The sequence below is a fragment of the Asanoa hainanensis genome (genome assembly GCF_900188485.1).
In the GTDB taxonomy this organism is placed as follows: domain Bacteria; phylum Actinomycetota; class Actinomycetes; order Mycobacteriales; family Micromonosporaceae; genus Asanoa; species Asanoa hainanensis.
Genome location: NZ_FZPH01000015.1, coordinates 25263 through 45451 on the forward strand (window position 1 = coordinate 25263; position 20189 = coordinate 45451).

General features: G+C 72.9%; 21 protein-coding genes. 13 read left to right on the forward strand and 8 right to left on the reverse strand.

The window, feature by feature from the left end; translation table 11 throughout:
• Nucleotides 1–59 precede the first annotated feature (59 nt).
• Complete coding sequence (locus CHC05_RS41745) at nucleotides 60–212, reverse strand: hypothetical protein (RefSeq protein WP_179266442.1); 153 nt, start codon at nucleotides 210–212, stop codon at nucleotides 60–62.
• 241 nt (nucleotides 213–453) lie between these two features.
• On the opposite strand from CHC05_RS41745, the gene CHC05_RS30120 reads away from it, so the two are divergent.
• Nucleotides 454–3375, forward strand: a complete 2922-nt coding sequence (locus tag CHC05_RS30120; protein WP_179266443.1) for a LuxR family transcriptional regulator — start codon at nucleotides 454–456, stop codon at nucleotides 3373–3375.
• On the opposite strand, the gene CHC05_RS30125 is transcribed toward CHC05_RS30120, so the two are convergent.
• On the reverse strand, nucleotides 3372–4952 hold the full coding sequence (locus CHC05_RS30125) for a Na+/H+ antiporter (RefSeq protein WP_089254000.1): 1581 nt from the start codon (nucleotides 4950–4952) through the stop codon (nucleotides 3372–3374). The two genes, CHC05_RS30120 and CHC05_RS30125, sit on opposite strands and share 4 nt — an antisense overlap.
• Before the next feature lie 87 nt (nucleotides 4953–5039).
• Between CHC05_RS30125 and CHC05_RS30130 the strand changes: the two genes are divergently transcribed.
• Entirely contained in the window at nucleotides 5040–5348 is a 309-nt protein-coding gene (locus tag CHC05_RS30130; RefSeq protein ID WP_089254001.1) for a MerR family transcriptional regulator, read from the forward strand.
• A 60-nt stretch (nucleotides 5349–5408) separates the two neighbouring features.
• Nucleotides 5409–6083: a GOLPH3/VPS74 family protein gene (locus tag CHC05_RS30135; protein ID WP_179266444.1), complete on the forward strand. Its 675-nt coding sequence runs from the start codon at nucleotides 5409–5411 to the stop codon at nucleotides 6081–6083.
• Between the two features lie 65 nt (nucleotides 6084–6148).
• Here CHC05_RS30135 and CHC05_RS30140 read toward each other — a convergent pair whose 3' ends face one another.
• Nucleotides 6149–6736 carry a dihydrofolate reductase family protein gene (locus CHC05_RS30140; RefSeq protein ID WP_089254002.1) on the reverse strand — a complete coding sequence of 196 codons (588 nt, stop codon included), beginning with the start codon at nucleotides 6734–6736 and terminating at the stop codon, nucleotides 6149–6151.
• 70 nt (nucleotides 6737–6806) lie between these two features.
• On the opposite strand from CHC05_RS30140, the gene CHC05_RS30145 reads away from it, so the two are divergent.
• The 3 genes from CHC05_RS30145 to CHC05_RS30155 all read left to right on the forward strand — a co-directional run bounded on the left by CHC05_RS30145 (nucleotide 6807) and on the right by CHC05_RS30155 (nucleotide 8945).
• Complete coding sequence (locus CHC05_RS30145; RefSeq protein ID WP_089254003.1) at nucleotides 6807–7286, forward strand: Lrp/AsnC family transcriptional regulator; 480 nt, start codon at nucleotides 6807–6809, stop codon at nucleotides 7284–7286.
• 128 nt (nucleotides 7287–7414) lie between these two features.
• Nucleotides 7415–8386: a maleylpyruvate isomerase family mycothiol-dependent enzyme gene (locus tag CHC05_RS30150; protein WP_089254004.1), complete on the forward strand. Its 972-nt coding sequence runs from the start codon at nucleotides 7415–7417 to the stop codon at nucleotides 8384–8386.
• Nucleotides 8379–8945, forward strand: a complete 567-nt coding sequence (locus CHC05_RS30155) for a sigma-70 family RNA polymerase sigma factor (protein WP_144022833.1) — start codon at nucleotides 8379–8381, stop codon at nucleotides 8943–8945. The genes CHC05_RS30150 and CHC05_RS30155 overlap by 8 nt, the downstream gene beginning before the upstream one ends.
• A 6-nt stretch (nucleotides 8946–8951) precedes the next feature.
• Here the strand turns inward: CHC05_RS30155 and CHC05_RS30160 are convergent, their stop codons facing one another.
• The 3 genes from CHC05_RS30160 to CHC05_RS30170 are packed head-to-tail and all read right to left on the reverse strand — an operon-like array spanning nucleotide 8952 to nucleotide 11361.
• The gene (locus CHC05_RS30160) at nucleotides 8952–10346 is read right to left on the reverse strand and encodes a peroxidase family protein (protein WP_089254006.1); all 1395 of its coding nucleotides are present in this window, start codon (nucleotides 10344–10346) and stop codon (nucleotides 8952–8954) included.
• Entirely contained in the window at nucleotides 10343–10558 is a 216-nt protein-coding gene (locus CHC05_RS30165) for a hypothetical protein (protein ID WP_089254007.1), read from the reverse strand. Before CHC05_RS30165 ends, CHC05_RS30160 begins: the two co-directional genes overlap by 4 nt.
• A 47-nt stretch (nucleotides 10559–10605) precedes the next feature.
• Nucleotides 10606–11361, reverse strand: coding sequence for an SDR family oxidoreductase (locus CHC05_RS30170; RefSeq protein WP_089254008.1), 756 nt, complete (start codon nucleotides 11359–11361; stop codon nucleotides 10606–10608).
• Between the two features lie 137 nt (nucleotides 11362–11498).
• On the opposite strand from CHC05_RS30170, the gene CHC05_RS30175 reads away from it, so the two are divergent.
• From CHC05_RS30175 to CHC05_RS30200, 6 genes are all read left to right on the forward strand, one after another.
• Nucleotides 11499–12221 carry an alpha/beta fold hydrolase gene (locus tag CHC05_RS30175; RefSeq protein WP_089254009.1) on the forward strand — a complete coding sequence of 241 codons (723 nt, stop codon included), beginning with the start codon at nucleotides 11499–11501 and terminating at the stop codon, nucleotides 12219–12221.
• 68 nt (nucleotides 12222–12289) lie between these two features.
• Nucleotides 12290–12913, forward strand: coding sequence for a TMEM175 family protein (locus tag CHC05_RS30180; protein WP_089254010.1), 624 nt, complete (start codon nucleotides 12290–12292; stop codon nucleotides 12911–12913).
• A gap of 69 nt (nucleotides 12914–12982) precedes the next feature.
• Nucleotides 12983–13423, forward strand: coding sequence for an iron chaperone (locus CHC05_RS30185; RefSeq protein WP_089254011.1), 441 nt, complete (start codon nucleotides 12983–12985; stop codon nucleotides 13421–13423).
• 31 nt (nucleotides 13424–13454) lie between these two features.
• Nucleotides 13455–14402 carry a hypothetical protein gene (locus CHC05_RS30190; RefSeq protein WP_089254012.1) on the forward strand — a complete coding sequence of 316 codons (948 nt, stop codon included), beginning with the start codon at nucleotides 13455–13457 and terminating at the stop codon, nucleotides 14400–14402.
• Between the two features lie 79 nt (nucleotides 14403–14481).
• Nucleotides 14482–15732, forward strand: coding sequence for an SGNH/GDSL hydrolase family protein (locus CHC05_RS30195; RefSeq protein ID WP_089254013.1), 1251 nt, complete (start codon nucleotides 14482–14484; stop codon nucleotides 15730–15732).
• A 51-nt stretch (nucleotides 15733–15783) separates the two neighbouring features.
• Nucleotides 15784–16278 (forward strand): GNAT family N-acetyltransferase, encoded by a 495-nt coding sequence (locus CHC05_RS30200; protein WP_144022834.1) that lies wholly within the window; start codon nucleotides 15784–15786, stop codon nucleotides 16276–16278.
• Here CHC05_RS30200 and CHC05_RS30205 read toward each other — a convergent pair.
• Nucleotides 16256–18967 (reverse strand): AAA family ATPase, encoded by a 2712-nt coding sequence (locus CHC05_RS30205; protein ID WP_089254015.1) that lies wholly within the window; start codon nucleotides 18965–18967, stop codon nucleotides 16256–16258. The genes CHC05_RS30200 and CHC05_RS30205 overlap by 23 nt on opposite strands.
• Before the next feature lie 56 nt (nucleotides 18968–19023).
• A complete protein-coding gene (locus CHC05_RS30210) occupies nucleotides 19024–19647 on the reverse strand; it encodes a hypothetical protein (RefSeq protein ID WP_089254016.1) in 624 nt (207 codons plus the stop codon).
• Between the two features lie 69 nt (nucleotides 19648–19716).
• Between CHC05_RS30210 and CHC05_RS30215 the strand changes: the two genes are divergently transcribed.
• A complete protein-coding gene (locus CHC05_RS30215; protein ID WP_089254017.1) occupies nucleotides 19717–20187 on the forward strand; it encodes a DUF5946 family protein in 471 nt (156 codons plus the stop codon).
• The last annotated feature ends 2 nt before the right edge of the window (nucleotides 20188–20189 follow it).

The following is a 20189-nucleotide window of genomic DNA, read 5'->3' on the forward strand; positions in this document are numbered from 1 at the left end:
CAGGGCAGCCCGGAGATCCGGTGCTCCCTAACCTGCCTAATGTGGATTGAGCGGCCAGCTCACAGTCGCTGGTAGCCCGCGTAGTCGTCGTCGGTGGACGCCTGGTCGCTGCCGCCGACCGGTTGATCCGTGGAAGGATCCGCACCGGGTGTAGCCGGCTTCGCCTCGGAGTCGGGAGTGGACACTGGCTCGGGCGATGAAGGTTCGGTCATCCGCGATGCCCCCTTGCGACAGATGCGCCGAGGGAAGTATCTAAGTCGATGGATGGCGGTGCATATTCGAAGAACTACCTACTGGTTTTCGTCGATGGCCCACGCCGGGTCGATGTTCGCCCCATTTTTACGACGTATGTAGATATGTAGCCTGCGGATATCAGCTGCTAACACCGAGAGCCTTGACCCGGGCGAGATATATATTCAGATTTATGAAATGAACACAAGATCCAGTCGCGGCGTGGGCAGCCGGCGACAGGCGGCGGTTCGGGCGCCACGTTTCACGGGTCGTGACCGCGAGGTCGTCGCCATCGCACAGGCACTCGCCGCGGAGCCGGCGGCGGTCCTGGTCGAAGGCGAAGCGGGGATGGGCAAGAGCCGGCTGGTGCGGGAGCTGCTCGCCGCCACGTCGCCGCCCGGGTCGGGGCGGATCCTGGTGGGGACATGCCCACCGTTCCGGCGGCCGTTCACCCTCGGGCCAGTCGTGGATGCGCTGACCAGCACGGTCGACCGGGTCGAGGAGCTGGGGCTGAGCCCGCTGGGCGGCGCGTTGCGGCCGTTGTTCCCCGAGTGGACGGCCGGCCTGCCGCCGGCTCCGGAGCCGTTGGCGGAACCGACAGCGGCGCGACACCGGTTGTTCCGGGCGGTCGCCGAGGTGCTGGACCGGCTGGGTCCGCAGGTCCTCGTGCTGGAGGACGTGCACTGGGCGGACGAAGCGACGCTGGAGTTCCTCCTGTTCCTCACGGCGCGCCCCGCGCCGCGACCGAGTCTGCTGCTGACGTACCGGCCGGAGGACGTGCCCGCCGACTCGTCACTGCGGTGGTTGGCCAGCCGGTTGCCCGAGGGAATGGCCCGGCTGCGGGTGCAGCTGGCCCCGTTGGACGTGGCGGAGACCGGACGCCTGGTGTCGTCCATGTTGGACGACGAGCCGGTCTCCGCGGAGTTCGCCACGTTCCTGCGGGAGCATTCCGACGGGTTGCCGCTCGCGATCGAGGAGTCGGTGCGGTTGCTGTGTGACCGGGCGGACCTGGTGACCCAGGACGGCGAGTGGCTGCGGCGCGCGCTGGAGGACATCGCGGTGCCGCCCAGTCTGCGGGACGCGGTGCTGGAACGCGTGGACCGGATGAGCGCGCCGGCGCGGGACGTGCTGCGGGCGGCCGCGGTGCTCGGCGATCCGATCGAGGAGGCCGTCCTGCTGGCGGCGTGCGACGTGCCGGAAAGCCAGCGCCCGCAGGCGGTCGCCGAGGCGCTGGGCAGCCGGCTGCTGCACGAGGACGCGCTCGGGCGGCTGTCCTTCCGGCACGCCCTGGCGTGCCGGGCGGTGTACGAGTCGATCCCGATCCGGCAACGCCGCGGCGAGCACCTGCGCGCCGCGCACGTGCTGGAGGGTCTGGCGCGGCCGCCGATCCTCCAGTTGCAGCGGCACTTCCGGGAGGCCGGCGCGGTCGACGAGTGGTGCCGCTACGTCGAGCAGTCCGCCGATCTGGCCATGTCCTCCGGTGACCCGCGGACCGTCGCGGGCATGCTCCACGAGGTGTTGACCCGCGTCGACCTGCCGGCCGCCACGGTGGTCCGGTTGATGGGCAAGATGCCGCTCCTGATGGTCTGGGTCGACCAGGGGCTGCTGCACGACCTGGTCGAGGTGCTGCGCCGGGTGCGGGACGACCCGGCCCTCAGCTCCACCGAGCGCGGCCTGGTCGGCTGGCAGCTCGGACGGATGCTGCTGCACACCGGCGATTACGCCGCGGCCTGTCGCGCGCTGGAGCGGGCCATCCCGGACCTGGCCGAGCGACCGTTGGACGACCTGCACGCGACGATCATGCTCAGCTGGCTCAGCACCACCCACGGTGAGGCCGGCGACTACCGGCGCTGGCTCGACCGGGCGGCCGCCATCGTGGCCGATCCCGCGACGCCGGCGCCCAACCGCCTGGCGGTGCACGCCGACCGGGCCACCATCCTGCTGGTGCTGGGCGACGACGCCGGCTGGGCCTCCGCCGCGATGTTCCCGACCGAGGGGGGCACCCCGGACGAGCTGTCCCAGATCGTCCGCGGCAATGCCAACCTGGGCGAGGCGGCGATGCAGTGGGGCCGCTACGACGAGGCCCGCCAGCGCGTCACGCTGGCCAGCCGGCTGGCGCGGACGCACGGATACCAGCGGCTGCAGGACCAGTGCCGGTCGATCAACCTGCGGCTCGACTGGTTCACCGGCGCCTGGGACGGCCTGGCCGACCGGGCCACCGCACTGGCCGGGCTCGACGAAGAACCGACGATCCAGGTGGAATCGCTGCTGATCACCAGTCAGCTGCAGACCGCCGCCGGCGACTGGACGGACGCCGAGCAGACGTTGCGGTCGGCGGTCGAGCTCGGCCGTGGCGGTGGCGTCCTCATCGATCCGTCGCTGACGCCGGCTGCCGGGTTGGCCCGCCTGCACCTGATGGCCGGCCGGGTCGACGACGCTCTCGAGTGGACCGAGAAGCCCCTGCGGCTGGTCACCGAGAAGAACATCTGGGTGTACGCCACGGACGTCGCGCCGGTCCGCGTGCAGGCACTCGTGCTGGCCGGCCGGACGAACGAGGCGACCGCGCTGGTGACCGCGTACGCCCGGAACCTCGGCGACCGGCAGGCACCGGCCGGGCAGGCCGCCCTTCTGCTGTGCCGGGCCATCCTCACCGAAGGTCGCGGCGAGCCGACGCGGGCAGCCGAGCTGTACGGTCAGGCCGCCGACACCTGGCAGGCGCTGCCCAGGCCGTACGACGCGCTGCTGGCCCGCAAACGCCAGGCCGACTGTCTGCTCAGCACCGGGCACCCGGACGACGGCGTGCACCTGCTGACCCAGGTCAGGCAGGACCTGGCCGACCTGGGCGCGCACGGCGACGCCGAGCGGATCCAACGCGTGCTGTCGGAGCGCGGCGGTCAACGGAGGAGGCCGCGCCGGGGTCCGCAGGGCTACGGCGACGACCTCTCGCCACGGGAGCTGGAGGTGGTCCGCCTGCTGGCCACGGGTCAGACCAACCGGGAGATCGCCACCGCCCTGGGGTTGTCCACCAGAACGGTCGACGCGCACGTGAACTCGGCCATGCGCAAGCGAAAGGTCAACTCCAGGACGGCGCTGGCGATGGCGGCCGCCGTCGCGGGATTCGTCGCCCTGAAGCCCGGGAGCTAGTCCGTCGGTGCGGGGCCCAGCAGGCGTACCTCTTCGATGTCCATGGAGGCCTGCAGGTCGCGCAGGACGATGTCGTCGATCTCGCGGTCGTCGCGCATCGCGGTGACCGCCCGGCGCTTGCGGTCCAGCACCTCCAGGCGTACACGGCGGTCGACCTGGTCCTGCCACGCCTGCACCGCGTGTTCCGTGCCCTCCGCGCGAAGCTGGTCCAGATGCCCCTGGTAGTCCGCGCGGATCCGGTCGAGGACCTCGCCCGGCGCGCCGAACCGGATCGCGATGTCCGGCAGCGCCGCCAGGGCCACCTCCGTCGCGCGGATGCGGGCGTTCCGGGTCTCCACCTCGCGCGCCTCGTCGCTGGTGAGGCCGGCCCACCGGACGACCATCGGCAGGGTCAGGCCCTGCACCAGCACGGTGACCACGATGACCACCGAGGTGACGAACACGATCAGGTCGCGGTCCGCGTACGTGCTGCCGTCGTCGAGCGTCGCCGGCACGGCCAGCGCGGCCGCGAGCGAGACCGCGCCGCGGAAACCGGCCCAGCCGCTGGCGGTGCGGACCTTCCAGTTGACCCGGCGGGTGCGTTGCACGGCGCGCCGGTCGACGAGCCGGATCACCATCGCCGCCACGTGTGACCAGGCCAGCCGGATTCCGATGACGGCCACGGCGGTCACCAGCGCGATCCAGACGGCGTGGCCGACCGAGTGGCTCACGATGCCGCGCACGGCCGCCGGGAACTGCACGCCGACCAGCACGAAGAGGCTGCCGTTGAGCATGAAGGTGCCGAGGTCCCAGAAGGAGTACGTCTCCAGGCGCGAGCGGGCGCGGATGACCCGCGGGCCGGCCCACGACAGCACGAGGCCGGCGACCACCACGGCGACCACCCCGCTGGTGTGCACGACCTCGGCCACCAGGAAGGCGAGGAACGGGGTGAGGATGCTCAGCCCGCCCTCCCGCTGCGGGTCGTCGACGTACCGGCGGACCAGCACCACCGCGTACCCGACGACGACCCCGACCAGCACCGCGCCGACCGACGACCAGACGAGCTCGCCGACCAGCAGGGCCGGTCCCGGCACGTGCCCGTCCACGAGCGCGCCGACGGCGACCGCGAACAGCACCAGCGCGGTGCCGTCGTTGACGAGGCTCTCGGCCCGCAGCGTCGTCAGCGCGCGGCGCGGCATCCGCTTCGCGAGACCCGCGACCGCGGCAGCGTCCGTGGGGGCCAGCACCGCGCCGAGGATCCAGGCCGCCGACGCGGCCACGCCGATGCCCTGCAGCGTGTACGAGACGCCGACCATCGTGACGATGACCAGCACGACCGCCGACAGGATGATGACGCGCAGGTTGGAGCGGATCTCCCGCAGGCTGGTGTTGAGGCTCTCCCAGTAGAGGATCGCCGGCAGGAACAGCAGCAGCACGACGTCGGAGGGCAGTCGCACCTCCGAGAACTCGGGGATCAGGCCGAGCAGCCCGCCGAACACGATGAGCAGCACGGGCGGCGCGACGCTGTAACGCCGGCCGATCGTGGTGCCCACCAGCACGGTGGCGCCGAGCACCACGACGATCAGCAGTCCCTCCATGGGCTGCATCCTGCCCGAGCGGGCGTCCGCCGCGGTGAACGCGGCGCGCGGGTCGAGTCGCCACAGCGATCGGGGGTACGCGGAGGCATGGCCTGGAGCACGCGCGAGCTCGCGGAACTCGCTGGCACCACCGTGAACACGATCCGGCACTACCACCGGCTCGGGCTGCTCGACGAGCCTTCTCGCCGCTATAACGGGTACAAACAGTACGGCGTACGTGATCTCGTGTGTCTCCTGCGCATCCGGCGCCTCACCGACCTCGGCATGCCTCTGGCGCAGATCGGCGAGGTCGCCCGCGGGGACAGCTCCCCGGAAGCCCTGCGCCAGCTCGACGCCGACCTCGCCACGCGGATCGAGCACCTGCGGAGTACGGGTGACCGGGGCCACGTGACTTGACCCTGTTCCGGGAACACGGTCTTCACTTGGGCCCTTCGACGACCGAGAGGAAGGACCCCGATGACCACGCAGCCTCCGACCCTGCCGGAGGACCTCCTGCTCCTGCTGTTCCAGCCGACCTCCCGCACCATCGCCGGCGAGAACATCCTCTTCTACCCCTTGGCCGGAGCGGTGCTCGCGGACCTCGGGCTCGGCGGGCACGTACGCACGGTGCCCGGTCGGGCCGGGACGACGCGGGTGGCGGCCGTCGCGGACCGGCCGCCGGCCGACGAGCTCCTGCGCTCCGCGTGGGACTACGTCGCGGACAAGCCTCGCGGGGTCCAGACGGTGCTCGCGGCCGTCGGGCCGAGGCTGCGCGGCCCGCTGCTCGACCGGCTCGTCGCACGCGGCGACCTCCGCCGTGCGCGGCGCAAGACGCTCGGCCTGTTCAACACGACGGTGCTCGAGGACGGCAACGGCCGCCGCGCGAACCTGATCGGCGACGTCCGGGCGGTGCTGGTCGATGGTGCCGAGCCGCGACCCCGCGTGGCCGCGCTGGCCGCGCTGCTGTCGGGCAGCGGGACGCTCCCCCAGTTCCACCGCGAGATTCCGTGGACGTCTCCCGTGATCAGTCGCGCGAAGGAGCTCGAGCAGGGCGACTGGGGTGCCGGCGCCGCCGCGGAAGCGGTCACCCGCACCGTCACCGCGACGATCGTCAACAGCGTCATCGTCGCCACCACCGTCCCCCGGAGCTGAGGACAGTCATGCGAAACACCCCGGTTGTCGACGTGGACCGGTCGGGTCGACGTTCGGGAGCCGCGTCAGTGACGGCGGACGCGGTAGCGGAGGTGGGTGGCGTCTGGGGTGTCGACGACCCGGACGACGTCCAGCTCCACGCGCCCGGGTAGCACGTCGAACAGCCGGCGGCCGGCGCCGAGCAGCACCGGGATCTGGTGGATCTGGAGCTCGTCCAGCACACCGGCCTCGATCGCCCGTTGCGCCGTGTACGCGCCGTGCACCATGACGTCCCGGTCCCCGGCGGCGGCCTTCGCCAGTGCCATCGCGCTCGCGATGCCGTCCGGCACGTAGGTCACCGACGGGTAGTTCGCTACGGACGGGCCTGGCGGGCGGTGGCTGGGCACGAAGATCGGCATGCCGTGGTGCTGGCCACCCCAGTGGTCGACCTGCTCCACCGTGCGTCGGCCGGCCACCACCGCGCCGGTCGCCTCCATCGCGGCGGCCATCTCCCCCGCCGGCCCGGACCGCCGCAGCTCCCCGGCCGGTGTGTAGCCCCAGGCGTGCAGCCGCTCGACCGCCCCGCCGTCACCGCCGGGGTTGTCCGGCCCGTCGTTCGGACCGGCGATGTAGCCGTCGAGGGACATCGACATGTAGAGCACCGATGTGGACATGCGGCCGACGCTAGCGGCACCAGCGGTGTAACCGATTGTAAAGATTGCCGCCGCGGCGCGAAATTATCGCGTGCCGAAGCCCCTCGCGCTCGACGACGTCGACCACGAGCTGCTCGGCCTCCTGCAGCGCGACTCCGGGCGGACCCTCCGCGAGCTCGGCGACCTCGTCTCGCTGTCGCCGAGCGCGGTGCAGCGGCGCATCGACCGCTACCGCAGGCACGGGTTGATCGCCCGTCAGGTGACCCTGCTCGACCCGGCCCGGGTGCCGGCCGTGCTGCTGGCGGTGTGTCTCGTGACCCTCGAGCGCGAGTCCGGCCGGCGCCATCAGGAGTTCCGCGAGCGGCTGCTCGCCGCGAGCGAGGTGCAGCAGGCCTACGACGTCTCGGGCGAGTGGGACTACGTCGTCATGGTGGCGTGCAGCGGCATGGCCCACCACACCGAGGTCGCGAAGCGGCTGTTCGACGAGGCGCCCAACGTGCGGCGCTACACGACGCTGTTCGTGCTGGATCCGGTGCGCACGAGTGGGGCACTGCCGACCCGGGTCGAGTGACCCGCGTCACAGTCAGCCGTCCACATCGACCACTCGTGCGTACGACGTCTGTCCTGTCCCTGATCCGGCAGCTTTCCTACCAAATCTCGTTAGGCTCAGCCGCATCGATGCATGAACCGAGGATCGAGATGACTCAACCCCGCCACACCGGAGACCTGGCCGGCGCGTACGCGTTGGAGGCGTGCCCGCCCGACGAGGAGCGCTCCGTCGCCGAGCACCTGAGCCACTGCCCGACCTGCGCGGCCGAGGCCACCGACCTGGGCCGGGTCGCCGGCTGGATCGGCGCGTCCAGCGCCCAGGCCCCGGCCGCCGACCTCCGGGCGCGCGTCCTGTCCGCCGCGCTCGCCGCCCGACCCGCCGGCCGGCCCCGCCCGGACGCGGAGGCGGGCCGGCTCACCGGGATCTACGCGGCGCAGGTCGCCGAGCTCGACCGGCTGCTCGGCCGGCTCTCCCCGGCAGAGTGGCTGCTCCCCTCGGGGCCGCACCGGTCGGTCCGCGACCTCGTGGTGCACCTGCGCGGCAGCGACGCGCCCGTCGCGGCCGCGACCGGCATCGCCCGCCTGGAGTCCACTTCGGATGCTCACCTCGGCTGGCAGCGCCAGGCCGGCGCGATCGTCTCGGCGCTGGGCGACGCCGACTCCGCCGTCCTGGCCGAGCGGGTGCCGCTGGCCGGTCGCACGGCCGTCCAGCGGCCGCTGCGGGAAGCGTTGGTGCAGCGGGGTTTCGAGACCTGGATCCACGCCGAGGACGTCCGCGCGGTGCTGGCGGCGCCACCCCGGCCGCCGAGCGCGGCGCAGCTGGCCGACATCGTCGCGTTCGCGGTGCGGCTGCTGCCCGCCGCGATGGTCGCCGCCGGCCGGGAGCACCCGGGGTCGGCGGTCCGGCTGGTGCTGACCGGCGACGGCGGCGGCACCCAACTGGTCCGGCTGTCCCCGGCGCCGGGCAGCGCGGTCGCCGCCGAGGTCTCGATGCCGGCCGAGCGGTTCTGCCGCCTGCTGGCCGGGCGCCTCACCAGTCCCCTGCACAGCGCCGACGTCGGCGGCGACCGCGACGTCGCCACCGACTTCCTCACCGTGGCCGCGACGATGGGTTGTGACTGACGTGCTCGCCATCCCCGACGAACAGGACGTGCGCCTGCGGGCCGGGCTCATCGCGGGTGACGAGCCGACGCTGGCCGAGGTCTACGACACGTACGGCCCGGTCGTCTACGGGATGGCGTTGCAGGTCACCGGCGACCGGGGCGCCGCGGAGGACATCACGCAGGAGGTCTTCGTCGACCTGTGGCGGCGGCCGGAGCGCTTCGACCCGCACCGGGCGCCGCTGCGCGGTTGGCTCATGCTGATCGCGCGCCGGCGGGGCATCGACTGGATCCGGCGCCGGGGCACGCAGGAGCGCGTCCGGCAGGCGGCGCTGACCGACCCGCCGCCGGCGCTGGTCGAGGACGACGTGCTCGCCTCGACCGCGCGCAAGCAGGTCCGCCGGGCGATCGCCGACCTGCCCGCACCGCACCGGCAGGCGATCCTGCTGGCCTACTACCGGGGGCTGACGTACCGGGAGGTGGCCCGCACGTTGAACATCCCGGAGGGCACGGCGAAGTGGCGGCTGCGCAACGGGTTGCGCCGGATCGGCGAGCAGCTCCGGGCCGAGGGATTCGCCTAGGTTCGTCTACACCGGACGGTCGGCCGGCACGCCCAGGGTGAGCAGGTCCGCCAGGCCGTAGCCCGGCCCGACGGCCGGCAGGTTCGGCTCCCAGTCCGGTGCCACGCTCAGGTAGCTCGCCGCGTCGGCCCGGAGCAGTCCGATCAGGACCTCCGCCACGATCAGGCCACCGACCGGGCCCAGACGGTCGCCGTTGGCGCCGCGGTGCTCGGCCTCCTTGAGGATGTAGAACCACAGCGGAGTGCCGTGCGGCCAGTCGTGGCCGAGCTCGTCCGCGGTCAGCGGGTCGGCGCCGACCAGCGCCGCGATCCGCTCCCCGCTGGGCAGCCCGGTGCTGTCGCCGCGCAGCAGGTCGCGCACGGCCAGCGAGCGGTAGGCGTCGGCGTCGACCGCGCCGGTGACCTGCTCCGGCAGGCCGATCAGGCTCGCCGCGAGCCGGCCGTCGAGGCGCTTGGCCCGCTGGGCGCGCTGCCGGCCGGGCAGGTCGAAGATCTGCGCGAGGTCCAGGCGGCGGTCGGCCGGCAGCGGACCGAAGCCGACCAGGTCGGGGAAGAGCGGCACCGCCGGGCCGCCCTCGACCAGCTGGTACGTGTGCCGGATCTGGCCGTGGCCGTAGCGGTAGGCGGCGTCGGCGAACTCGAGCGGGATGAACGCCTTGCCCAGCTCCGGGGCGAACCAGCGCCCGCCGTCGGCGAGGACCTGCTCGACCAGCGGCGCGCCGACGAGCCGGGGCAGGAAGTCGTGCACCACGATCCACTGGTAGTGCCAGGTCAGCGCCGTGCGGGCATGGTCGAAGAGCTGCGCCTCGGGTACGCCGTGCGCGCGGAGCAGGTCGACGATGTGGTTGTGGGCGCGCAGCAGGGCCACGTGCAGGCTCAGCGTGAACAGATGCACGTCGTTGCGCGGATCGCCGATCAGCGCCACGCCCTGCTGGTTGCGCGGCACGTCGCCGCCGTCCGGGCCGAGCAGGAACTTCACCGGATCGTCGAGGTCGAACAGGAACGCCGAGCCGATCGGGCCGTCGGAGTAGAGGATCTCCAGGTTGAGCATCGGGGCGCGGGCGTTGAGCAGCGCCTCGGTGGCCACGCCGCCGGCGATCGGCGAACGGTCGGCGGTCAGGTCGTGCGCCACGATCTGACCGAAGAAGGGCCACCCGGCCGCCTCGGTGGCGTCGTCGCCCGTGGCGTTGAGCTCGTCCAGGACAGCGGCCGAGTCGCAGACGCCGCCGTTGCTGCCGGCCCGCATCAGCAGCTGCGGGTCGGTGCCCAGCGGGGCCAGGTCGCGGAACATGCGGCCGTAGCGGGCGGGCCCGGTGGGCCCGTCGACGGACCGGGCGGGGCCCAGGCAGTGGTCCCGCGCGGCGACCCGGCTGCCGTGCGGGTTGGCCTGAGCGGACGTCATCCTTCCTCCGTAGCATGGTTGGCGCCCGCCCGGGGCGGGTTTTCGATCGTCTCGACGGCGCCGAGCAGGCTCCGCAGCCGCACCTCGTCACCTTCGGCGTCCGCCGGGTCGAAGATCCACTCGTCGACCGGCATCCGGACGGCCTCGTCCACGGGCTGGCTGGTCTCGGCGTCGTGCAGCTCGGCCTCGACGATGCGTTCCAGTTCGCTCATCTGGTTCCTCCGATAGGTAGGTAGGTGTGGCGGGTGGGGTGGATGGGCTAGTTGCGGGAGCCGTCGCGGCCCGGCCAGGTGCCGAAGCGGATGCCGCCGAGCGTCGCGTCCGGTCCGGGCATCAGGGTCCGGTCGCCGAGGGCGGCGCCGAAGTAGCGCACGCCGGGGTCGCTGATCACCGTGCGCGGGTCGTTGCGGAACGACAGCGCCTCGCGGAAGAAGTCGTCCATCTGGAACGGCTCGGGTCCGGCGATCTCGACGGTCGCGTTCAGCGGCGTGCCGATCGCGACCCCGGTGACCGCATCCGCGACGTCGTCGCTGGCCATGGGCTGGAACAGCACCGGCGCGAAGCGGACGGTGCCGACCTCCTCGGCGTCGGCGGCCATGCGGCCGACGAACTCGTAGAACTGGGTGGCGTGCACGATCGACCACGGGATGGCCGCAGTCTTGATCAGCTTCTCCTGGGCCTGCTTCGCCCGGAAGTAGCCGCTCTCCTGCAGCCGCTCGGTGCCCACCACGGAGAGCGCGACGTGGTGCCCGACACCGGCCACCGCCTCCGCCGCGAGCAGGTTGCGGGTGGAGGTCTCGAAGAACTCCAGCACGGCGTCGTCCGCGAACGACGGTGAGTTGGACGCGTCGACCACGACGGCCGCGCCGTCGAGGGCGTCGGCGAGCCCCGCGCCGGTGAGCGTGTCGACGCCGGTGGCGGGCGCCGCCGCCACCGCCTCGTGCCCGAGCCGGCCGAGCCGGGACACGACCTTCGAGCCGACGAGCCCGGTGCCCCCGATGACCACGATCTTCACGATGTGCTCCTCTCGCTTGTCTCGTCTCTCGGCTATGACCGGACAGGCCCGCTGGATGTGACACCGCCCGTCGCTGTCACGGATCGGCGGCGTGCCTGGTCTCAGCTCGTGACACCCACGAGAGAGGAACGAAGAACATGAGCACCTCGCGTCCCACTGTTGTCCTCGTGCACGGGGCTTTCGCCGAGTCCGCCAGCTGGTCCGGCGTGGTCGAGCGGCTGCGCGCCCGGTCCGTCGACGTCGTCGCCGTCGCCAACCCGCTGCGCAGCATCCCGGGCGACGCCGCGTACGTCCGTGACGTGCTCGCCTCCGTCGACGGCCCGGTGGTGCTGGTCGGCCACTCCTACGGCGGCATGGTGATCACCGAGGCCGCGGCCGGCAACGAGAAGGTGGCCGGCCTGGTCTACGTCTGCGCGTTCGCACCGGACCAGGGCGAGTCGGCGCTGACCCTGTCGACGAAGTTCCCGGGCGGCACCCTCGGCGAGGCGCTCACCGGCTACCCGGTGGCGACGGGCGGCAACGAGTTCGCGATCCGCCCCGACGCGTTCCACCACCAGTTCGCCGCCGACGTGCCGGCCGAGCAGGCCGCCGTGATGAGCGCGACGCAGCGGCCGGTCACCGAGGTCGCCCTGTCCGCCGGGCTGCCGACCGCCACGCCGGCGTGGGCGTCGCTCCCGTCGTGGTTCGTCTTCAGCGACCAGGACCTGAACATCCCGGTGGAGCTGCACCGCTGGATGGCGGAGCGGGCCGGCGCCAAGGGCGTACGCGAGGTGGCCGGCGCGTCCCACGCGCTCAGCGTCTCGCAGCCCGATGCCGTGACGGACGCGATCCTCGACGCCGTGGACGCGCTCGCCGCCTGACCCGGACCGGGTGTGGCCCCGGCAGCGTCGCCGGGGCCGCATCCCCCGCACAGAAAGGGACACCCCGGGTGCCCAAGAACCGCCTCGAAGCGTTCAGCGACGGCGTGCTCGCCATCCTCATCACCATCATGGTGCTGGAGCTGACGGTGCCGGACGGCCACAGCGTCTCCGCGCTGCTGCACACGACCGGCATCCCGCTGCTGACGTACCTGCTCAGCTTCGTCTACTTAGGAATTTACTGGAACAACCACCACCACATGTTCCACCTGGTGCGCAAGGTCGGCGGCGGTGTGCTCTGGGCCAACCTGGCGCTGCTGTTCTGGCTGTCGCTGCTGCCGTTCACGACGGCGTGGCTCAACGAGTCGCACTTCGCCCGGACCCCGGTCGTCGTCTACGGGCTCAACCTGCTCGTCGCCTCGGTCACGTACGTCGTGCTGCAGAACGTGATCATCAGGCAGCAGGGGCCGCACTCGCCGCTGCGGGCGGCGGTCGGCACCGACCTCAAGGGCAAGGCCTCCGGCGCCCTGTTCGTCACCGGAACCCTCTGCGCCCTGCTGCTGGACGGCGCCGGCGTGGCCGTCGCGCTCACCTGTTTCGCCTCCGTGGCGGTCCTGTGGATCGTCCCCGACCGGCGCATCAGCCGGGCGGTCCAGGAGCACCGCACCGCCGAGGAGGAACCGGTCAGTTTCTGAGAAGCGCCCGGTCCGGGTCCGTTCCTAGCATGAGAATCGACCTGATCGAGACCCGCACCGGAGGCAGCGATGACCGCCAAGAAGAAGACCACCGCCAGCTACGACGGCTTCAGCGACGAGGAGCGCGCCGCGATGAAGGACCGCGCGGCGGAGCTGAAGAAGCCGGCGCGCAAGGGTGCGGACGGCGAGGCCGACCTGCTGGCGAAGATCGCGGAGCTGGGCAAGGCGGACCGCGCCATCGCCGAGCGGCTGCACGCGATCATCAAGGAGAACGCGCCGGAGCTCACGCCGCGGACCTACTACGGGATGCCGGCGTGGGCCAAGGACGGCAAGGTGCTCTGCTTCTACCAGCCGGCCGAGAAGTTCAAGACGCGGTACGCGACGTTCGGCTTCAACGACGGCGCCCACCTCGACGACGGCACCATGTTCCCCACGGCTTTCGCGATCACCAAGCTCACGGCGGCCGACGAGAAGCGGATCGCCGAGCTCATGAAGCAGGCGGTCAGCTAGTTCGGTTGCGTCGTCGTTGTCCCATGGACGCATGGGCGACGACATCGAGCGACGGTTGGCCTCGGCCGCCGAGGCACTGCGGGAACACGAGGTGGTCGGCCGGCGCAGCGCGGACCTGCGCCGGCGGGCGGACGAGCTGACCGGGGAGCTCGCCGCGCTGCGGACCCGGGCGGCCGCCGAGCAGCTCGACGTCGACAAGCTCGAGGGTCTCTCGCTCACGCGGGTCCTGGCCTCGCTGCGCGGCTCGCGCGACGACCGGCTGGCCCGCGAACGGGCCGAGGCCGAGACGGCCCGCTACCGGGTGGCCGACGCTTCGGCGCGGCTCGCGGCGCTACAGCGGGAACAGGCCGCGGCGCGGGCCCGGCTCGACGATCTCGCGCACGCCCCGGCCGCGTACGCCGCGGTGCTCGACGAGAAGGAACGGCTCCTGGCGGCCTCCGCGGACCCCCGCCGGACGCGGCTGCTGGAGCTCGCCGACGAGCGGGGCCGGCTCCAGGGCGAGCTGCACGAGATCGCCGAGGCCGTGGCAGCGGCTCAGGTGGCCGCCGACGATCTGGCGCTCGTCCAGGACGGGCTGCGGGGTGCGTCCGGCTGGTCGACGTACGACACGTTCTTCGGTGGCGGTCCGCTCGCCAGCGCCATGAAGCACTCGCGGCTCGACGCGACGGCGGCCGCGGCGGCCCGGGCCGACCGCAGCCTCGCCGTGCTGCGCACCGAGCTGGCCGACGTGCCGTCCGCCGAGGCCACCGCGCCCCACCTCGCCGTCGACGGGCTGACGCGGTTCGTCGACGTGTGGTTCGACAACATCTTCACCGACCTGGCCGTACGCGGCCGGATCCAGCGCGCCCAGGAGAACGTCGCCCGGTGCGCGGCGATGGTGGACGACGTGCGGGGCCGGCTGCAGCGGCGGACCGCCGCGGCGCACGAGCGGTTGGAGGCGATCGCGGCCGAACGCCACGATCTCCTGGCTCGACAGTAGGCAACGGATATTGACGGACGTCGTACGACGGTGATCTGATCGCGATCTCAGAACATTCTTCATGTTTTCTGGAGGTCGCATGCGTCGTCCCGCGTTCCTGGCCGCCACCCTCACCGCGCTCACCGCGGGAGTCGTCGCCGTGCTCGGCGGCAGTCCACCCGCCTCCGCCGCCCTGCCGACCGCCGCCGTGGCGCTCGGCGACAGCTTCGTCAGCGGTGAGGGTGCCGGCGCCTACCAGGCCGTCACCGACCTCAACGGGGTCGCGCAGGGCTTCCCCGGCTGGTCGGCGGCCAACAACAACGCCTTCTTCTGCCACCGTTCGGCGAACGCCTCGATCCAGCAGGCGGCACTGCCGGGCATCTCCGCCCGGTTCAACCTGGCCTGCTCCGGGGGCCAGCCCTACGACATCGCCTCCGCGTCTGCCAGCCGGGCCAAGGGCCGCACCGTGGCCTCCCAGCTCGACCAGTTGCGGGCCGTCGCACAGACCCACGACATCGACCTGGTCATGATCGGCCTGGGCTCCAACAACAGCCAGTTCACGTTCGGCAACGTCGCGGAGAAGTGTGCCAACCGGTTCATCGCCGACGCCTGGACCGGCTGGTGGGAGTTCTGGGCCTACATCAACGGCCCGGTCGAGCAGGCGCCCTGCGCGACCAGCGACCTGGCCACGGACGCGCAGCTCACGGCCGCCACCGCGGAGACCGTGGCCGCCGTGCGGCAGATCGTCACCACCCTGCAGCAGATCGACCCGGACGGGCAGCACCGGATCGTGCTCCAGGACTACACCAACCCGCTGCCGTTCGACCTGGCCCAGCGCTTCTGGACCGAGGACGGGCGGGCCGACGACCGCGACAAGTTCCGGGACCTCGGCGCCGAGCGGTACGCGGCCGGCTGCCCCATCCACCGGGCCAGCCTCGCCGCCGGCCACTGGTTCTCCGGCGGCCTCGGCACCATCGTCCGCACCGGACAGTCTGTTTTGAGCTCGGAGTTCCCCGGTGAGGACATCGTCTACCTCAACGTGCAGCGCGCCTTCGACGGCGCCCGGCTCTGCGAGACCGACGCGAGCCCGACCGGGGCGTTGGCCACCCCGATCCGGCTGCAGGACGGGCCGACCGGCGTGCCGGTGACCAGCCTGTCCGGCAAGGACAAGATCGCGATCCAGCGCATCGCCAACGCCTGCGCCACGTACTTCCAGACGTGCCAGGAGTCCTGGCACCCGAACGCCGCGGGCCACCAGGTCCTCGGCCAGTGCCTGGCCGCCGCCGCGACGACGGCCAACCGGACCATCGCCTGTGTGCGCCAACCGGACGGTCGCATCGTCGCGAGTTGACCGGTAGCTCTACGGATCCGCGCGACAACCGTCGCGCCCGATGCTCCCTGCATGGTTGTCGCGGGTGGGCGTCGGGTGCGGCGGTTGCGGCCGGGCGAGGTCGACACGGTCGTCAAGGTCTTCGAGGGCATGTCGACGTGGTCGCGGTTCCTGCGCTACCACACCGCGCTCCCCCGGCTCACCGGCTCCTACCGGCGCGCGTTGACCGATGTGGACGGCGTGCGGCATGTCGCTTTGGTCGCCGAGCGGCTCGACCACCGCGGCTGGCGCCCGGTGGGGCTGTCCCGCCTCGTCACCGTGCGCACGCAGCCGACCCGGGTCGGCGAGATCGCGGTCGAGGTGGTCGACGCGGCGCACCGGCAGGGATTCGGCGAGGACCTCGTGCGCCGGATCGTCGCCGAGGCCGCCGTCCTCGGGCACGACCACGTGTACGCGTACGTCTTGCGCGGCAACGCGCCGATGCGCCGGCTCATCGACAAGCTGTTCCCGGAGGCGACGGCCGACGGCGAGCTGATCACCATCCCTAGTTCCCGAGTCGGCGGATGAGGTCCCGGCGGGAGCGCATGCCGAGCTTTCGGTAGACGTTGCCCAGGTGGTAGTCGACCGTGCGCACGGAGAGCAGCATCCGCTCGGCGATCTCCCGGCTCGTCCGTCCCTGCGCGGCGGCGTGGGCGATCCGCCACTCGTGCGGGGTCAGGTCGGCCGCGGCCGCTTCGACCGCCGGCGTCTTGGCGGCCGACGGGGACAGCTCGGCCCGCGTCCGGTCTGCCCACACCGCCGCGCCCGCCGTCTCGAAGAGGTCCAACGCCGCCTCCAACTGCGTGCGGGCCCGGTGCCGGCGACGCGCGCGGCGCAGCCACTGGCCGTACCGCAGCAGGGTCCTGGCCCGCTCCAGCGGCGCGGGGGCCCGGCCGGCGGCGCGCGCCCCTTTTTCGAAGGCCGCCTCGGCGGTGGCGTCGTCGGCGAGGATGGCCCGCGCGCGGGCCGCGACCGCCGCCGCCACCCGACCGCCTGACGCGTCGAGCCGGGCGGCGACGGCCCGCGCTTCGGCCGTGTTCCCGGTCGCGGCGAGCGCCTCGACGAGGTCGCCGGCGTGGCCGACCGCACCGCTGTCGACCACCCCGCCCGCGCGCAGCATCGTGTCCACGATGGTCAGTTCCGCCACCGCGTCCGGGTAGCGGCCGGCCGCGAGGGCAGCGGCACCCAGCGCGCCGCGCGCATAGGCCTCGACGCCGAGGTGGCCGGGCGCGAGGGCGATGGCTTGTCTCGCGTGGGTCGCGCATTCCGGTGCGCCGCGGGCCGCTTCGACCCGGGCCAGCGCCGCCACCGCCTCGGCCGTGTTGACCGGCTGTCCCATCGCCTCGGCGAGCTCGACCCCTTCGAGCGCGTCCGCGTACGCGGCGGAAAGCCGACCCAGCCGCAGCTCGAGCTCGGCCCGCAGCGGAAGCGTGTAGGCGAGCAGCGAGATGTCGTTGACCTCGCGGGCGCCGGCGACGTCCCGGTCGAACATCCGCCGTGCCTCGTCCCACCTCTCGACCCAGGTGAGCACCATCCCAGTCTCGGCGCACGACCCGTCGGGGCGCCTGGCCATCGCGGCGGGCATGGTGGCCAGCAGCAGCGGTGTCGCCTCGGGCAGCCCGGCGAGCGCCTGCGTGTTCGCGAGCCGCGCCGCGACCTTGGGAATCGTGTCGGCGAGCTCGTAGGCCCGGGTGCAGACCTGGAGCATGGTCGCGACGTCCCACCGCCGGTTGGGGGCGTTGACCAGCAGGCTGATCAGCCGCCCGGCGTGGGCCGGGGCGGTCGGAGCGAGCTGTTCCGCGGCGGCGAGCAGCTCGTCGAAGAGCTCGTCGATGTCGCCGCGCAGCGCGGCCAGGTAGGCCCGGTTCGCGAGAGCCTGGGCCTTGGTCTCCGGGTCCTCGCCGACCAGCAGGAAGGTCTCGCGGATCAGCCGTTCCGCGTGGTCGACGGCGCCGGCCGCGATCCACAACGGGCAGGCGGCGACCAGGCGGACGGCGCTGAGCGCCCGGTCCGGGGTGAGCACGGCGGCCCGCTCCCAGGCGGCCGCCTCGGCCGCGACCCCGCCCCGCCGGCTGGCGCGCTCGGCGGTCTCGGCGAGCGCTTCGGCCGCGACGGCGTCGGGTCCCGTCGCCGCTTGCGCGAGGTGCCACGCCCGGCGGTCGGCGTCGAGCGGGCCGAAACAGGCTCTGGCCAGTGCCGCGTGGGCCGCGCGCCGGCCGCCGGGCCCGCCCGCCGCGTGCACGGCGGAGCGGACCAGCGGGTGGCGGAACTCGACGGTCTGGCCGGTCACGCGCAGCAGGCCGGTCGCCGTCGCCGCGTCCAGCGCGTCCGCCGGCAGGTCGAGCTCCCGCAGCGCGCCGAGGACCAGGTCCAGCGTCGCGGTGCCGGCGACCGCGCAGGTCAGCAGGGCGAGCCGCTCCTGCGGGGTCAGCGCCGAGAGCTGGGCAGCGTACGCCCGCTCGAGCCGTTCGGTGGTCGGCATCGTGTCGCCGACGGGTGCGCGGCCGGAGCGCTGGTCGTCGGTCATCGCCAGCGGGATCTCGCCGAGCGCGAGCGGGTTGCCGCCGGCCAGCGCGGTGAGTTGCTGGGTGACCAGCGGCGACTCGACACCACCGCGGCGCAGCAGGACGGCGGCGGACGCGGCGTCGAGCCCGTCGAGGTGGAGCTCGGGAAGGCCGGGCGCGGCGAACGCGGGGATGTCGCGGGTGGCGAAGACGAGCAGGACGGCCTCGGCGAGCAGCCGGCGGGCCGCGAAGAGCATCGCCTCGGCGGAGGCCCGGTCGAGCCAGTGCGCGTCGTCGACGACGCAGAGCAGTGGCCCGGCCTCCGCGGCGGCGGCCAGCAGGGACAGGGTCGCCGCGTACACCGCGAACCGGTCGACGGGCCCGACCGCGTCGGCCTGCGCCGTCGCCGCCAGGAACGCCGTCCGCTGCGAGCCGGGCAGCTCGTCGAGGTGTCCGGACAAGGGTCGGGTCAGGGCCGTCAACGCGGCGAACGGCAGATCCGACTCGAACTCGACCCCCGTGGTCCGCACGACCTGGAAGCCGGTCGCGTTGGCGGCCAGGTCGTCGAGCAGCGCGGTCTTCCCGATGCCCGCGGAGCCCCGGAGGACGAGGGCCCGGCTCGACCCGGCGCGCGCGTCGTCGGCGAGGGCGGCCAGCACCCGCCGTTCGGCCTCCCGCCCGACCAGCCCGACCCCGGCCTGAGCGGCCACCATCCGAGGATGGTCTCAACCACCGGGCCGGCCAACTATCGAAAATCCGACCAGGCTTCTTACCCGGCCGGCGGGGGCTGCTCCTCGCGGGCCTGGCGGGCCTCGCGGGCGGCCAGGATCGCTCCGAGGCCCGGTTCGATCAGTTGGGGGCGGTAGTACTCGCTGGCGGCCGTGCGCAGCAGGAGCAGCGATGGGATGAGCACGGTGAGCAGCTCGCCGGCGGTCAGGAAGCTGCGCACGGCCGAGTACCAGCCGGGCAGCAGGCGGTCCCACGCCGCCTGGACCACCGGGTCGGTGCCGTCGGTCGGCGCGAACTCCGGGTTGTTGGCGATGCCGACGCCGAGCAGGCAGACCGCCGCCAGGGCGGCCACCCACACGGCGACCCGCGCGGCCCGCGAGCGTCGCCGGATCGCGACCGCCAACACGCCGAACACCACGATCACGAAGGCCGCCACCACCACGTTGACGTTCAGCGCGCCCCGCATCTGGTCGACCCACACGTCCGCGTCGTCGACGGCCTGCTCCACCAGGACCCGCAACGCGCCGGGTGCGGCGTCGTCGAAATGGCCGATCGCGAGCCGGGTCACGATCACGTCGAGCACACCGAGGACGGCCGCACCGGCCAGCAGAACGGACGCGATCGCGACCGGCCGCGGCGGCGCACCGGCAGATTTCGTGGCCACGCTGCTCCCCCTCCAGATGATCAAGGACGGCAGCGTACGCACGCGCTTGGATCCGGCACAATCCCTCGCGTGGCGGTTTGCGCGGAGTGCGGGGCGGGGCAGGTGCCGTACAGCTGCGACGAGCTGTTCGAACGGCTGCTGGCGCTGGACCACTCGCGGCAACCGCCGTGGGGTCCGCTGCACGGTGCCGCCGTGGCGTGCTTCTTCCTCCAGCACCCCGGCCATCCACTCGGGCCACGGGGCAGGAACGACTTCGGATGGGCGTGCCTGCTGGCATACCGGTCCGGTGGTCAGGCGGCCCTTCACGCGGTGACCGACCTGGCCCGTCGGCGCAACTCGCATCGCCACGCGGGTTCTGAACTGTTCGACGTGACGGCGCCCGAGTTCGCCTCCTCCACGAGTTTCGCCGTCACCATCACCGACGTGGCGGTGGACGGCAGTTTCCCTGCCGACGGCTACGAGAAGCGACTCCTAGCCTGGGCCGACGCCACCTACCTCGCCTGGACCGGAACCAGCACCCCGCCACCGACGGGAACGTGATC